Origin of the sequence: Echinicola vietnamensis DSM 17526 (assembly GCF_000325705.1) — a bacterium.
Classification (GTDB): domain Bacteria; phylum Bacteroidota; class Bacteroidia; order Cytophagales; family Cyclobacteriaceae; genus Echinicola; species Echinicola vietnamensis.
Map to the genome: position 1 here is coordinate 616,260 of NC_019904.1, position 15,380 is coordinate 631,639.

Below are 15,380 nucleotides of genomic sequence, written 5' to 3' on the forward strand. Positions count from 1 at the left end.
TAAATAATCATTGCTGTGTCTAACATGCTTTGTGATGCTCGATTTCATGATGTAATTCATTTTAATGTTCCAATATCTCATCTAGCTGTTTTAAAATGATGCCGTCACTCCTAGTGTATAGGTTTTAGTCAACGGATACAATCTTCCCAGCGCATCCCCAGGATGCTCTGGGTCCACAAATTTCACCCCTGTAAATGTCAAGAGGTTATAGGCATTGGCATAGAATCGGATATTGGTAGAAGCACTCCTCCTTAGCCTTAGGGTATAGCCAATCTCGATACTTTTGAGCCGCAAGTAATCTGTACTTACCCGGTTAAATTCAGAATTCCCAAAGGGATAATTTCCTGTATAACCGTAATATCCACTGATCCATTCTGTTTCAGGATCGTAAGGATCTGCCAAAGGATCCACGGGATGCCAGCGATCCAGATACTGCTCCAAAGCACCCCCACCATTACTGCCCCAAATGGAGTACAATGGCTCTTGGTACTGCATAGAGCCCAATGCAGAACCTTGCAGCAGGACGCTCATATCAAAATCCTTATACGTAGCGTCAAGTGCCAAACTATAATTTAACCAAGGGGTTTGGTCATAGGCGAAGGGATGCTGGTCTAGGCCATTGATCTCTCCATCGCCATTCCAATCCTCGTACTTGTAATCACCAGGCAAGACTCCCCTATCCTTATAGATGTCATACGACCAGATGTCCTCCCAGTCGGTATATCGTCCTGCTGACACATAGCCAAACTGCACACCTTGATAGCGGTTGGTCAGGTTATCATTTCGCCAACGGTCGTAGGAATTTCCGTAAGGTCCTTTTTCAGCAGCAATCAAGTGCTGTCTACGGGTAATCGTAGCAATTCCTTTCACTCCATAGGATACTTCACCGATCTTATTTCGATGGGACAGTTCGAGGTCTATTCCGAACTGACGGTCACTATTTGTGTTTTCCCTAGGTGCGCCTGTACCCACTACAGAAGGCACATCACCCGATCTAGTGGAAAACAAGCCCTCTCTACGACGGTCAAAATAATCAAGGGAAAAGCCGAATTTGCCCATCCAAGCTTCAAAATCCACCCCTACGTTAAATGTCTTAGCAGTCCACCAGGTGATGTTCTCATTTGGAACTACGACAGATGCCCCGTACACAAACTCTCCGTTTAGCATATAGCCAGGAGCATACTGATTATAATATCCCTGTTGGGCATTGCCACTGGTAGCAGGATAGATATATCCGGGATACCAATCATAGGCAAGGGAACCATCATCGGCTGTCATTCCATAACTGGCCCTGAATTTAAGTTGGTCCACGAAAGACAATGCTGAAACGGATTTAAAGAAAGGTTCCTCGGATAGTCGCCACCCTATCGAACCAGAGGGGAACCAGCCCCAACGGTTGGTTTCGACAAATTTGGAAGATCCATCATAGCGGAACTGCACTTCGGCAATGTACCTTTCACCATAGGCATAATTAACCCGACCAAACATGGCGGAGTTAGAGATCTCATACAGGTCACCGGAACCGCCCTGCATGCCACCTTGCTGGTTTTCATTCATGCCACCCACGAGGTATTCCATGGCAAAGGCCAGGTCGCGTTGGGCATAAAAGTTATCTCCTTTCCGATTTTGGGTTTCAAAGCCCAAAAGTCCCGAAACGGCATGAACCTTATCGAAGGTTCGTTTATAATTGATCAGGAACTGGCCCAAAAACTGCTGTCTGCTGTATAACTCTCTTCTTATCTGATTAGGGGAACTATTATTATAGAGCTTTGACACATAGGAGTCTTCTACAGGATCATACATGTACTGATAATATTCCCTCCGATAAATATCATTATCATCTCCACGATAGTCGAAACTCACGAGTCCTTTTGCGGACAATCCTTCCAGATCACTGGAAACCGTACCAAAATCAAATTCCAGTGATGCTGAAGACTGAAAGTACTTTTGCTTGTATTTTCTATGTCCGGAGACATCAGCCCTCATCATGGCAATGGTATTCTGCTCTAAGTCCAGCCCTTCATAGTTCAACATGGTATTTTCTGGATCTGCATAAGCAGGAAAGAGCACCCCTTGTCTCCAGTAATTCCGAATGATATCCACTGCACTGGAATACGGTGAATTTCGCTGATCGGCGACTCCGCTGAGGTTCAGGTTAAAGTCCAACCCCTTGGTGATTTCCGTAGTGATATTAGACCTAAGGTTGATTTTGTTGTAATTCATATCACCGGATTTGAAAATTCCCTCTTGATACATGTATCCTCCGGCGATATAGTACTGGGTCTTCTCCGTTCCTCCTGAGATACTGATATCATGCTGGCTTTGTGGAGCATAATCACTGACCAGTAAGGCATTCCAATCCGTCGTGCGCCGGCGTCCTGTTCGGAAAGCTTCGAAATCATCATCCTGATAAATCAGGTTTCCCCCATTGATATTGTTCATGGCCATTTCGTTGTAAAGGGTCATGGTCTCGTAGGGGTCCGCAAGCGCGGGGAATCCAGATGGGCTCTGCAAGGTATAAGAACCATTATAGGTAACCTTAGCTTTTCCACTGTCACTTCCTCTTTTGGTGGTGACGAGCACCACGCCATTTGCGGCCCGTGCACCATATATGGCTGCCGAAGCATCCTTCAGCACTGACACCTCGTCGATATCTGTCGGATTGAGACGCTGAAAATCAGCCATGGTTCGTTGGATACCATCGATCACAATCAACGGGGCCCCTAACCCGCGAATATCAAATGAAGCATTAAACGTACCCGGTTCAGCACTTTTTTGCCAGACACGTACCCCAGCTATCCTACCGGTAAGCATATTCTGTGGGTTTTCATTCTTGGTTCGAAGCATTTCGTCACCTTTAATATTGGCCACAGAGCCTGTCATGGTCACTTTCTCCTGCATGCCATATCCCACGACGACGACCTCTCCCAATTGCTGGGTATCCGGCATCATCTTTACTTCGATCACTGATCGTGTTCCCACTTTGACATTTTGGGTAACGTATCCAATAAATGAAAATGTCAACACTGTATCATCATCAGGCACAGTCAAGGTATAGTTCCCATCAAGGTCCGTGGTCGTTCCTGATAAGGTACCCTTTAGCAATACATTCACTCCCGGCATAGGAGTACCGTCTTCTGCTACTACCGTTCCAGAAACGGTTTTATCTTCCTCCTGTACCTTCTGATCATCCACAAGAGCATGAACAGAAGCTAATACTGAAGCATGAACAGGAGCATTGCCAAAGTACAGTAAAGCGGCTCCCATTAAGGAATACTTCATCAGCCCTGTGGAAAATTGCTTATATATCTTTTGCATAAATTTTAGGCTATTTTGTTTTTATCATTGTCGTTAAAGATACTTTCCATCTTTATCACTTGGTCAGCTCATAGCGTGACAACACGGCATATTCTGCTGCAAATGCGAAATTGAACATCCCCTCTGTCCTGTTATTATTGTCGGTCAGGCTCCAGCCTACCAGTAAATTGGTCGGTAAAAATCCCTCATGGAGAAAATTATCGTAGCCATAATCCAAGTTTTGCTGGAAAGTACCGATGTACTCCGAGGCAGCTCCATAGAATGGGTGAACATCTACATAGCCGCGCATCAATACCCCATTGAACCAGTTATTAAAGCCGCTGATATCGTAACTGTAATACCCTTCATGGGATTGGTCAGGTTTTGCGAAATATTGGAAACTATCGTCAGAAAGCCCCTTAACATCCTGAAGATAAACTTCGTCGTTTGTCGTTCTGTATAAGTCTGCCGCTCCCGACAGCATGGTACCGGAGTTATAGGAAATGGCAGGCCCCACCCGATCCTGGCAAGTGATGCCCTTACGGTACTCTGTGCCGTTGACAGTCTCCGTTTGTGGATTTCCAGGAGAACAACCACCTCTCATATCATCATAGACGCCATCAGACCTCAGGAGACGATCCTTTTGCCAATTGTATACTTTCTGCGCAAAATCTGCATAGTAATCACTTTTGTTCACCTGCATGGTCTTCCTGGTCTGCTTGTCGTCAGCATCGATGTACCGGTAAGTGATCTCATCACTTTTACCTTCATAGATTTCATGCAGCCACACCAGTGGACTTACCATAGGACCATTGCTGCATGCATGCTTGGTCACATAGCCTGGCCCCCAAGTGATACCGCCTCGTTCAGTTCCATCAGGATTTCGAGTACTGTCCCATCCATCCAAAACATAGGCTGTCAGGTATTCTGCTTTTTCCAAATAGGCAGCTTCCCCGGTGATCTTGTAGGATTCCAATAATTCCCGAACAAGCCACATCTGGTCATCATACACATTCTCTATTCCGGCGACATTGGCTGTTCCCTTAGCATTGCCCCGGTTTACACCATATACTGACCATTCTTTGGTTTGGGTATAGGATACCAGTTCAAAAGTTCCCAAGTAATAGTCTGCGTTTTCGTACAGTTGTCCCAACAGCTCAGCGTACTTTTCAAAATGCTCGTCATAGAGTGCCGCATTTCCATGTTCTTTATGAGCCTGGAGTCCGTGCAAGACAGCATTAACGGCTTCTATGGCTGCCGTGTACATCCACACGCTACCGGTTTCATCAGAACGGACCCCCGTAAAAGGATTATAATACCTAGCCATGGCCATGCCTGTCCCTGTAAAATGGGCAGACACAGCGTTATCGGTCAATTCCATTGCCCTGAGGATATTCTGTTCCGCAAGGCTAACCTCCTCGGGAGGGCTATTTGGTTCTGGGTCAGATGAACTTTCACTACATGCCACGAATAGTAGCATAACGAAACTCATAATTGTGATCATCATTCGGTTTTGTATCATGTTTAGGTTTATTGAATTAGTTAAGATCTATGCGGTGGATTACCAGTTTATTTTCGCCTGTATTGCCTTCAGCATTATATACCCCTAGAGCCAAGGTGACATCTTTGCCATTAAATTGGGACAAGTCATATGAAAAAGCGGCGTAACCTTCAGGATTTCCGGCCCCTCCATCTCCATGCTTAAATTTCCAGCAGCCATCCGCTGCGGCACTAGCTTCGTCTGCTGTATTGGACTGAGGTTCCAAATGGGTAACCGTACCGTTGTCTTCAATGGCGGTAAGCTTGAAATAGGTGAAATTATCACCAAAATTGCGTGTACTTAGTGTCAGCTGGTTGTTTCCAGCATCAATGGAAAACTTTGAGTATAAATAGGCTTCCGGCACCGTAGAACTTTCTTCAGGTGTATTGCGGGTTTTGATCAGGTAGCCTTCTGAAGGGAACACTTCCGGATCTTTTTTCAATGGAACAAAGAACCAATTTGCAGCAACATGATCCACCTCCCGCCATGCGCGGTATGCATCTACGTAATTATCACGGTTACCACCTATTGGGCTGATGCCTGTAAAGGACAGTTTGGTATGTGGCATAGTGGAGCGTATGGTTTCTTGAGTCAGGTTCCAGCCCTCGATCACCTCGTTGCCTGGTAACCAGTCCCAATTCTCAACTTTTCGGTCGGCAAAACGAATGGCCCGCAGTACGAGTTGCTTCCAATAATCCCCTGTGGATTGCCTATATAAACCGACCGCTATGACTACTTCCTTACCTATATAGTCACTAAGATCAAACGCTACATCTCCATAGCTTCCAGAAGCATATGTCCTGTTTTCTCCAATCTTCATTGCAGTAGGCTCGGCTGCCGACAAATCCACTACCTGTACGCCAAAGTAGGCCGGATTAGCTTCATCTGCATTGTGGGTGCTGACCCTAAGTGACAAAATCTTATTATCCTCTGTAATCCTCTTACTACCATAGACATAAGAATCAAACACATTCAAATCTGCTGGATTACTACGCTCGTCTTCATTATTTCTGATTTGGAGGGTAGTACCTTCATTTTGTTCTTGCCAGGCACCACGGAAATCCAACACCGACATGTAATTACAAGCCCAGTCCCATCGAGGATAGGCATCCGCATTACGACCACCTCGGTATTCATTGTAATACCATTTTTCAGCTGTCAGGAGATCTGCATAGGTAAGTCCACGGAGAATTTCACTACTGCCCATCGTAATGTCAATGCCCGCCTCTCCATCTAAAAAATCTTCCGGACTAACGGTTTTGGTAATGGATTCATAATTTGCTTTGCTGAACGTAATGGTGTACTCATCTACGATCAGGTTTTCTAGTGTATAGACACCGTCACTACCGGTAGTAGTTGTTCCGGCCACCCCCACACTGATGGTCACTCCTTCAAGTGGTTCGTCTCCGTTTTTCCCGTCCTTGATAGTTCCGGTAATCTTAGCTGAAGCAAACACCAACGATACATCCGCCGTAGCGATGTTATCATCATTGAACTTATCAAGATTTATGGTATGGCTGACCGTAAGCCATCCCGACTTGGAAAACTTTACTGCACGTGTCTTTAACGTGACATCCTCAAAAAAATACTTCCCGTCACTTGCAGTGGTGACGGAAATTTCATCTTCCCCTACTCCGGCTAGGGTAACGTTTACATCTGCAATTGGCTCGCCATCGGCATCCGTAACGGTACCTGTGATGGTTCCCCTAGGTTCTGCCATGGGCTCATCCTCATCGACACAGGAGGTCACCGATAGCAAAACCGTACTTAGCAAGGCGATGTAAATAATCGCTCGTAGTTTTTTACTCATTTGGTTAAATTTTAAGGGTTATTATTTAATTAACTTATTTTTTTTATCGATCTAAATGCATAATCGATTCAGCAATCCGATAAAGGCGAAAAATAAATATAGAGTGGTTAATTTTCGGGTTAAAATGGGGTTAATAACCAAGAGAAATTTGTTAATCCAACAATAATATCATCAATAGGAAAGTTAGGGATTGGGGTTGGTACGGATAGTAATCAGATGACGCAGGCTATGAAGATTTGCGCTGATATTGATAGTAGGAAAACCCTTAAAAGCAATCACCTTAGACCTTTTTCTGTACAATTAAGTCTACAAGGTGATATGTATCTCCGAATCCCGTGCTGGGACCAAAGAATAAAAACTTTCTATCATCAAAGCTCAAGACTAGCATTTATTTTTTTAAAATATTTCACCCAATGTTCCCTTTTTATAGAATTTTCGTAAACTTTCAGTTTCTTAAAAATCAAAGTACTGAAATAATCACATGGCTGTTTCTAAAAAAGAGCGAAGATTTTGGAAAATTATGTTTAACATGAGGCTGGAGAATTATCCCGAACATCATGACCATTTAAACTTAAGGGAAACTGATTTAGACAATGAGGGCTTAGCTTTTTTGTGTGGACGTATCAAAACCGTTAATCGGTTAGATCTTGATCATTGCCTTATTGATGATGATGGCATCAAACACATCTCACAAATAGCGCACATAGAAGAACTGAGATTAAAGGACGTGGCACTGAGTGATGCGGCAATCCCAGACTTGAATCGTTTAAAAACCTTACGTCTACTCCATTTGGGAGGTACTCAGATAAGCTGCGAAGGAGCGGCTCAGTTATCTAGCCTGACACACTTAAAAACACTGCTGATCACACCTGATATAATCAACAAGGAGGCTATCGCATCTTTCAACGCAAGACACCCCGAGTGTGACCTGATAATCAATTATAAGTGTCATATTCCTGGAATAGAAAGGGAGTAGCCAAAAGAAATGAGAGAACTTTATGCTTGAATCGGAACAGGTCAATATGTTGGAGCTAGTCCATTTAGACGGGTAAATATGTTCTACGCCACCTTTGGTTGCTATTTGGCCACGGATGAACGCCGATAAACACAGATAGGATGCTTAGGCATTGTAAATTCGTGTTCATCTCTTTTATCCGCGGCTTAACATAATTTATGCACATGCCTTTGGCTATCAAGAGGCTTCTCTGCAAAGCTTGAATTCATCTAGTCCATAAATAAAATGCCATTCTTTTAAGTAGGCTGCCTTCAGAAATAGGGTCAAGCAGGAAAGATGTGGGGTAGCCTATTTCGATGGGTAAATATGTTCTTCGCCACCTTTGGTTGCTATTTGGCCACGGTTGAACGTTGATAAACACAGATAGGATGCATAAGGCGTTGCAAATCCGTGGTATAGTGTATGATGTAAACTCGACAGTTAGCCCCAAAGGGGCGGCACATTCATAGCCATGGGTGAAGCCCATGGTAAATCAACCCATTCAACGTCTTCCGTTTTAGCCGCATAGACCGCCCTATTCTCCACAACTTCCCGCTAAAACCCATTCTAGCGGATGGAGGAAAAGCATCGTTTTAGCGGTATGAAATTTTCTTTTATAAGACCATATCAAAAATCCTCCCCCAGAAATATTGCTTGATCCATGAAATCCTGGACTGGATTACTTCAAAATGGAGCAATCCCAAAATAAGAGGAGTGAGAATTCATGAGAATCGACTTTTTCGGGACAGAGGATTCAACAAAATTTAAAAATATTTTACGGCCCCTTTTTGTGTTCAAATCGTATGCAAATAAAAAAACCACTTACAATTTTTGATCGTAAGTGGTTGATTTTCAGCTCCTCCTCTTGGGCTCGAACCAAGGACCCTCTGATTAACAGTCAGATGCTCTAACCAACTGAGCTAAGGAGGAATTTTGTTGTTTTGTTAACCCATTCGTTTAACGTGATGCAAACATAGCAGGTTGTTTGTTTTTTTCCAAACACCGAATCAAAAAAAGTACAACAAAATTTATTTCTACCTCGATTTCAGCAGCTTATTTTTCACCCGTTTCTTCACTAGGAGGAGCTTTTTCATCACCTTTAGTGGATGAATCACCTTTTTCTGAACCTGACGTTGGTTTGCTCCGAACACGAGATTTAGCCTCAGGCATGGATTTAATATAAAGGTCACGCTGCGGGAATGGAATCTCGATTCCTTCCTCCGTGAAGCGCTTGTATATATCTTTCATCACATCATTCCTCATGTCCACCCAGGTATCGATATCGGCCACCCAAAAGAGTAAGCGATACTCCACCGCACTATCTGCAAAATTCTGTAAAAAAACACTTGGCCCTGGGACTTTAAGAATCCCCTCCCGTTCGAGCACTCCTTTGAGCACCCCTTCCACCTGCTCGGAATCAGAGCCATAGGCCACGCCAATGAACAATTCCACACGCCGCCGTTTGTTGGACAATGTCCAGTTGATCAGCTGCTGGGAGAGAAGGTCCCCGTTGGGCATGATGAGTTCGGAGCCATCATACCCTAAGATCTTACTGGCCCGAATCCCTACTTCCTTCACCACGCCACTTCTTCCTCCTACCTCAATGACATCTCCGATTTGCACAGGCCGCTCAAAGGCAAGGATAATTCCAGACACCAGATTGTTGATAATTGTCTGCAAGCCGAAACCGATCCCCACGGATAGTGCCCCCAGTACTATAGCTACATTATCCAATGGAATCCCTGCTGCCGCAATGGCCAGCAAAAACCCTATCGTAAAAACTCCGAGTTTTATCAGCAATATCGAAGACCCAAGGCGCTGTTTACGGTTAGCCGCCATTTTTTGGTCTTTCGCTTCGGCAAAATAGGAAATATACTTAGATATAATCCCTGCAATCCAGATGATGATCACAAACGTCAATATACTGCCAAACGTAAAGGCACTTTCCCCTATTTTCCTTTCTTTGGCCAAAATAGCCGAGATATTTTCGTATAAATAATCATAAATAGTCAAGTTGGTAGTCAGGTAGTAAAGCCATATTGCCGTAGCCAAAAACACAAAAATATTTCGGACTTTGCTGGTAATATCCTGAAAATCAAAATAGGCTGTATATTCTGTAGAACTCTTTTTGCTCATTTCGATTTGTAGGTAAATCGCCTCCATGATCACCAGAACAAAAACATAAAGCCCCACTGCTTGCATCAAGCTGGTCGTAGCTGCTACCCCTAATATCTTCGCCAAGCTATACCTCCCCAAAATATTGGACACTACGGAAAGCCCCTGAATAAGCAAAAACAATTGAATCAACAAAATCATATACTTGGGATAGGTGATATTGGACTTTTTGACCGCACCTATGATATTATAGCTAAGCCCTATCCCTAACAAGCTGAGTACAAGCAGTGCCCAACGCTCCTCATAAGCCGTCTCGATATATAAATTGCTTACACTGTAAATGATGAAAATAACCAGAAATACCCACCAATACACATAAACCTTCTTCTTCACATGAGGCTTAATCAGCACAGTAGTCACCAGCATCAGCAACCATAAGACTACCATAATCAGCACCACAGGTGGAGACCTAAAAAAGAATGTCGCCAAGGGCAAAACGATGATCATTGCCGACAACAATGGATTTCGCGGAACAAACTTGGTTCGCTGGAGGATGATATCAGCAAATTCCTTCTCTGACCGTATATGCCGTAACAGGTACCTGAACCAAATGAAAAAACCCAACACCATGACAGCTATCCACAGCATCACGGGACGACTCGCCTCAAGATATCCATTAAAGATAATACTATTGATGATCACTGAATGCCTAATCACCCTAGATATCTCCTTGGTATTTCGATACGAACTAGGCTTCCATATATAGTTAATTTCCTTATTAAAAAGTGCCCTTTCCAGCACTCGTTCTCGCTCCCTAATCTCTTCTTCAAAATCCCGTAGGGAAATCAGTGCCCCTGAAAGACGGCTTTGATAATTTGCTAAATTTAGCTGACGCTCAACGTATAGGCTGTCACCTGTTTTAATGCGTCCTTTTAGCTCCTCAAGTTGACTCTGAAAGGCGGGAAGGATTTTTGGATCATCAATTTCTACTAACAGTACCTTATCCTTCTTAATGGCACGGAGGGAGTCGTACGCATTCAGCACCTCGGCATTTCTACTATCAAAATCTTCCTTCCATCTTTGTAGAATCCTATCCTGATAATTGGTGAAGTTACTTAGTGCATTGAGATAACGTAAATTGATATCCCGGTCTTTCACCTCGAGTCGCTCGCGGACTTTATTGATATTCTCCTCCACCCCTGGTAGATGGGTACTAATTTCCGTGGTATCGATGACCCTTCCCAGTATTTTATTGATGTGGTTAGTAGCTACGATATACTTCTCCATGGTATGGATGACCGAATTAAGGCTCCGTTCCTCCTTGACAGTATCATTATCAGCAGTGGCCACCGAATCTTCGGTCAAATTAAGCAATGAGTCCCCTTTAGTGAGTATTTCTGTTGCCGTCTGGAAAGCCTGTCCCTCGAACACCAGCCCTAAAGCTAAAAAAGACATCAAAAACACGCGAAAACAAAGAAATGGTTTCATAAAATCGACAAGGTAATTTTAACTAAAAGTAACAAGAAATTTCGAGTGCAAAATTATCCCCTATAAGCAAAGTTGCCCACTTTTAACGAATTCTTGCCATCCTATCCTGCAAAATTTCCTTTAGCAAATTTTATTAACTTAAAATTTCAATAAACTTAACAGCCATTAGATTAATATTTCATATATCATTAAATTTGAACGGATGCATTAGGCAATCCGCGCTAATCAAGACCAAATAAGATATGAAAAACTGGAGCAAACTGCTATTCACACTTTTTCTATGCAGCCTGACCACCTGCAAACTCCTGGCTCAATCAACGCCAGAAGACCAAAAAATGCAATGGTTCAAAGATGCCAAACTAGGGATTTTCATCCATTGGGGCATCTATTCCGTAAACGGCATCGATGAATCATGGTCGTTTTTTAACGATTACATTTCGTATGATGACTATATGAAACAGCTCGATGGTTTCACTGCCGCCAAATATGACCCTGAAAAATGGGCCAAGCTCATTAAATCCGCAGGTGCAAAATATGCCGTCATCACCGCCAAACACCATGATGGAGTTGCCCTTTGGGACAGCAAGGCAAGCGATCTGACGGTCGTCAAAAAGACTCCCGCCAAAAGAGACCTCATCCAACCTTTCATGGAAGCCCTTGAAAAAGAAGGCCTCAAAAAAGGCCTCTATTATTCGGTCTTGGATTGGTCTCATCCAGATTATGACCGAAAAACCCGCACGAAATACCGCTACAAAAATGATTCTGAGCGGTTCCAAAAGTTTGTTGATTTTAACTTCCAGCAATTGGAAGAGCTTTCCTTGAATTTTAACCCCGACCTTTACTGGTTTGATGGTGATTGGGAACACAAAGCCGAAGAATGGAGAAGCCAAGAACTTAAAGACCAATTGCTCGAATGGAACCCGAACGTCATCGTCAACTCCCGCATCGGAGGAGATCTCGGTGATTACGCCACTCCTGAACAAGGCGTCCCAGTCACCCGCCCTAGCAGCAACTACTGGGAACTCTGCCTCACCATGAACAACAGCTGGGGCTTCCAGCACAACGACCACAATTACAAAAGCCCTAATGAGCTTTTAAGGATATTTGTCGACTGCCTCCACATGGGCGGCAATCTGCTGCTGGACATCGGCCCCAAGCCTGACGGAACCATCCCGAGTGAAGCGGTCAATATCCTAGAAGCCTTCGGAAGATGGACTGACAAACACGCCGCAGCCATCTATGACACCCAAGCAGGAATTCCAGAGGGCCACGTTTACGCTCCCACCACCTTGTCCAAAGACCGAAAAACCCTTTATATCTACCTGGATTACAAGGTAAACGAATCTCTGGTCATCAAGGGACTAAAAAACAAGATCAACCGAATTTGGGTAGTAGGCAACGGAACCAAACTCGAGCACAGGGAAGTGGGCAAGCAATACTGGAGCGCTGTTCCAGGCCTAAAATACATCGATATTCCTGAAAGTGTTTACGACAAAGACATTACGGTGATTGCCGTACTGCTGGACGGAGAAGTCGACCTCTACAGAGAAAAAGGCCAGGTAATCGAAAGCAACTAACATCCATAAGCCTTCTTCTACATCCATTGACACAAAAGAGATTGCCCCTCTATCGGGCAAACTCTTTTTTTGTGGCTTTACCCAACCCATTATCTGACCATTTTTCCATCAAACAAAGCCATTTTGACAGTAAAACACAGCGAAAAAACAAAATAACAGCCAAAAAGTCAGGTAAAATGGTTAAAAATCCGATTGGTACAAAATTCACTGTAGTATGAACAGAATCAAATAAAACAATTCAAAAACTAAAAAATCATACTACTATGAAACTTGTAAGATATAATCACTTAGAGCCAAATTATCCTTCTACCTTTGGCGGTCTATTGGACAAGTTCTTTAACGACTCCATCAACACCAATACGCAGAAATTCATCCCTTCGGTGGACATTTCTGAAGATGACAAGGGTTATGAAGTAGAACTTTCTGTCCCAGGCGTTAAAAAAGAAGATTTCAACATTGACTTGGTAGATGGTAAATTGACCATCTCTGGTGAACGAAAAAGCAAAGAAACCCAAGAGGGCAAAAACTATCACACCATCCAAACGCAATACGGATCCTTCAGCCGATCATTCTTCCTTCCAGAGGATGTCTCTCCAGACAAAATCGAAGCGAAATATGAAGATGGCATTTTGAAGGTAACGCTACCTAAGAGTGAGAAAAAGGTGCTAAAATCATCCATTGAAGTAAAATAATTGATAAGTGGGGAAACCCACTTATTTTTTTTGAGTTTAATATAAGAGAGGCTTTCCCCTCCCATCAGCCATTCGCTAAAATTGCAATTTCCTTTGTTAAAAGGTGTTAAATAAGGTATTTTATAATGATCTTTACGCGATATTTGGGAACAAACCCTATGCTTAATCGTGTATTTGTTACAGTAACCAAACTAAAAAGGAGAAAAACATGAATAGAAAGCAATTCTTTCTCAGCATCATCCTGGCTTCCATCATAGGAGGATTGATCGCAGTGGCAGGAGTAGGTCTTTTATCTCCATCAGAAAAAGTAACTACTTTCGAACAAAAGCAAAATACCAGTTTTGTAAACTGGCTAAAAGACGACAAGTTCAATGTACCTGATGGCATTAACTTTGTCGCTTCTGCCGACCAGGTATTGCCTGCAGTGGTCCACATCAAAAGTAAAGTCACCATGCAGCGACGTGGAAGAAGCGGAAATCCACTGGAAGAGTTTTTTGAGTTTAGATATCCTGATGGCGGCCAACAACCCCCTAGGGAAGGCATGAGCTCAGGCTCTGGAGTGATCATATCCGATGATGGCTACATCGTCACCAACAATCACGTGATAGACGATGCCAAGGAAATACAAATCACCCTTTATGACAACACCAATTACGATGCTAAAGTAATCGGAACAGACCCTACTACCGATCTGGCACTGTTAAAGATCGACGCTTCAGACCTCCCGTTCGTACCATTCGGTGATTCAGACAAAACAAAAGTAGGGGAATGGGTATTGGCAGTAGGAAATCCATTTGACCTTACCTCCACTGTCACTGCCGGTATCATCAGCGCTAAAGCACGAAACATCGGCATCCTGAGGAACGAAAACAATAACCTGCAGATCGAATCATTCCTACAGACCGACGCCGTGGTAAACAGAGGAAACTCAGGTGGAGCACTTGTTAACCTGGCGGGAGAACTTGTCGGGATCAATACGGCCATCGCCAGCCAAACCGGTGCTTTTAGCGGTTATGCTTTCGCAGTACCGAGCGCCATTGTCAAAAAGGTCATGGATGATCTTTTGAAATACGGCACCGTTCAGCGAGGACTGCTGGGCATCCAGATCCAAGACGTCAGTGTAGCCAAACAATATCTTGACCTAGACACCAAGGCAAACCAAGGTGTATATGTGGACCAAGTAAATGAAGATTCAGGAGCGGAAGAAGCCGGGCTACAAAAAGGTGATATCATCATCGAAGTAGACGGTGTCGAAACCACCAATGTGTCCAAGTTACAAGAAATGGTAGCACGAAAACGACCTGGAGACCGTGTAGCGCTGAAGTACCTTCGAGACGGTAAAGCACAAGAAACTACCGCCACCTTGAAAAACATTTCCGGCACTACCAAAGTAGTCAAAAAAGCAGAGCTGAAAGCAACTGAATTTGAATCCGTAACCTTTAAGGACTTGGAGGTTTCCCTCCAAGAACACCTCGAAATCGAGGGCGGAGCTGTCATAAATGAGATAGATAACGACAAATGGGAAGAGGCAGGTGCCAGGGAAGGTTTTGTGATCACCCATGTGGGAAGAGACCGTGTAAGCGGAGCAGACGACCTCAAAAACAAGCTCCAACGAAATAAAGGTGAAGAAGTAATGATTTTAGGCTTCTATCCAAACGGCCAAAAATCATACTTCGAAATCAAACTTGACAATTAGTATAGTGTTTAGTTGGTTTATGTATGTGTTAAAACCATCCGCTAAAGGCGGATGGTTTTTTACTTTATACCCTATCAGAAAGAACCTATTTCTGGATTTATTTATAAAAGTCTTATCACCCAACAAAAAAAGCCCCACCGCTAAAATCCTGCATAAACTTCTCAAAACCTC

At 43.6% G+C, this 15,380-nt stretch carries 8 protein-coding genes and 1 tRNA gene; 4 read left to right on the plus strand and 5 right to left on the minus strand.

The features are described from left to right. Nucleotides 1-90: 90 nt before the first annotated feature. Genes ECHVI_RS02655 through ECHVI_RS02665 form a run of 3 tightly spaced genes read right to left on the minus strand, consistent with a single transcriptional unit; the run spans nucleotide 91 to nucleotide 6,647 of the window. Nucleotides 91-3,318 (minus strand): SusC/RagA family TonB-linked outer membrane protein, encoded by a 3,228-nt coding sequence (locus tag ECHVI_RS02655; RefSeq protein ID WP_015264393.1) that lies wholly within the window; start codon nucleotides 3,316-3,318, stop codon nucleotides 91-93. A gap of 55 nt (nucleotides 3,319-3,373) precedes the next feature. After that, entirely contained in the window at nucleotides 3,374-4,804 is a 1,431-nt protein-coding gene (locus tag ECHVI_RS02660) for a glycoside hydrolase family 76 protein (RefSeq protein ID WP_245553417.1), read from the minus strand. Nucleotides 4,805-4,835: 31 nt separating this feature from the next. After that, complete coding sequence (locus tag ECHVI_RS02665; protein WP_015264395.1) at nucleotides 4,836-6,647, minus strand: MSCRAMM family protein; 1,812 nt, start codon at nucleotides 6,645-6,647, stop codon at nucleotides 4,836-4,838. Nucleotides 6,648-7,128: 481 nt separating this feature from the next. On the opposite strand from ECHVI_RS02665, the gene ECHVI_RS02670 reads away from it, so the two are divergent. After that, entirely contained in the window at nucleotides 7,129-7,623 is a 495-nt protein-coding gene (locus tag ECHVI_RS02670) for a leucine-rich repeat domain-containing protein (protein ID WP_015264398.1), read from the plus strand. Between the two features lie 874 nt (nucleotides 7,624-8,497). Here ECHVI_RS02670 and ECHVI_RS02675 read toward each other — a convergent pair. Together ECHVI_RS02675 and ECHVI_RS02680 are read right to left on the minus strand one after the other, a co-directional pair. Further along, nucleotides 8,498-8,571: transfer RNA gene (locus ECHVI_RS02675), tRNA-Asn, on the minus strand. Nucleotides 8,572-8,694: 123 nt separating this feature from the next. Beyond that, on the minus strand, nucleotides 8,695-11,244 hold the full coding sequence (locus ECHVI_RS02680) for a mechanosensitive ion channel family protein (RefSeq protein ID WP_015264399.1): 2,550 nt from the start codon (nucleotides 11,242-11,244) through the stop codon (nucleotides 8,695-8,697). A 242-nt stretch (nucleotides 11,245-11,486) separates the two neighbouring features. On the opposite strand from ECHVI_RS02680, the gene ECHVI_RS02685 reads away from it, so the two are divergent. The 3 genes from ECHVI_RS02685 to ECHVI_RS02695 all read left to right on the plus strand — a co-directional run bounded on the left by ECHVI_RS02685 (nucleotide 11,487) and on the right by ECHVI_RS02695 (nucleotide 15,209). Beyond that, entirely contained in the window at nucleotides 11,487-12,821 is a 1,335-nt protein-coding gene (locus tag ECHVI_RS02685) for an alpha-L-fucosidase (protein ID WP_015264400.1), read from the plus strand. Between the two features lie 263 nt (nucleotides 12,822-13,084). Next, a complete protein-coding gene (locus tag ECHVI_RS02690; RefSeq protein ID WP_015264401.1) occupies nucleotides 13,085-13,513 on the plus strand; it encodes an Hsp20/alpha crystallin family protein in 429 nt (142 codons plus the stop codon). A 208-nt stretch (nucleotides 13,514-13,721) separates the two neighbouring features. Beyond that, nucleotides 13,722-15,209 carry a Do family serine endopeptidase gene (locus ECHVI_RS02695; protein ID WP_015264402.1) on the plus strand — a complete coding sequence of 496 codons (1,488 nt, stop codon included), beginning with the start codon at nucleotides 13,722-13,724 and terminating at the stop codon, nucleotides 15,207-15,209. Nucleotides 15,210-15,380 lie beyond the last annotated feature (171 nt).

What these genes read in the sequence shown, in the direction of transcription:
- ECHVI_RS02660 (WP_245553417.1), bottom strand. Translation starts at nt 4,804, where the DNA reads ATGATGATCACAATTATGAGTTTCGTTATGCTACTATTCGTGGCATGT.
- ECHVI_RS02690 (WP_015264401.1), top strand. Translation starts at nt 13,085, where the DNA reads ATGAAACTTGTAAGATATAATCACTTAGAGCCAAATTATCCTTCTACC.
- ECHVI_RS02680 (WP_015264399.1), bottom strand. Translation starts at nt 11,244, where the DNA reads ATGAAACCATTTCTTTGTTTTCGCGTGTTTTTGATGTCTTTTTTAGCT.
- ECHVI_RS02655 (WP_015264393.1), bottom strand. Translation starts at nt 3,318, where the DNA reads ATGCAAAAGATATATAAGCAATTTTCCACAGGGCTGATGAAGTATTCC.
- ECHVI_RS02665 (WP_015264395.1), bottom strand. Translation starts at nt 6,647, where the DNA reads ATGAGTAAAAAACTACGAGCGATTATTTACATCGCCTTGCTAAGTACG.
- ECHVI_RS02670 (WP_015264398.1), top strand. Translation starts at nt 7,129, where the DNA reads ATGGCTGTTTCTAAAAAAGAGCGAAGATTTTGGAAAATTATGTTTAAC.
- ECHVI_RS02685 (WP_015264400.1), top strand. Translation starts at nt 11,487, where the DNA reads ATGAAAAACTGGAGCAAACTGCTATTCACACTTTTTCTATGCAGCCTG.
- ECHVI_RS02695 (WP_015264402.1), top strand. Translation starts at nt 13,722, where the DNA reads ATGAATAGAAAGCAATTCTTTCTCAGCATCATCCTGGCTTCCATCATA.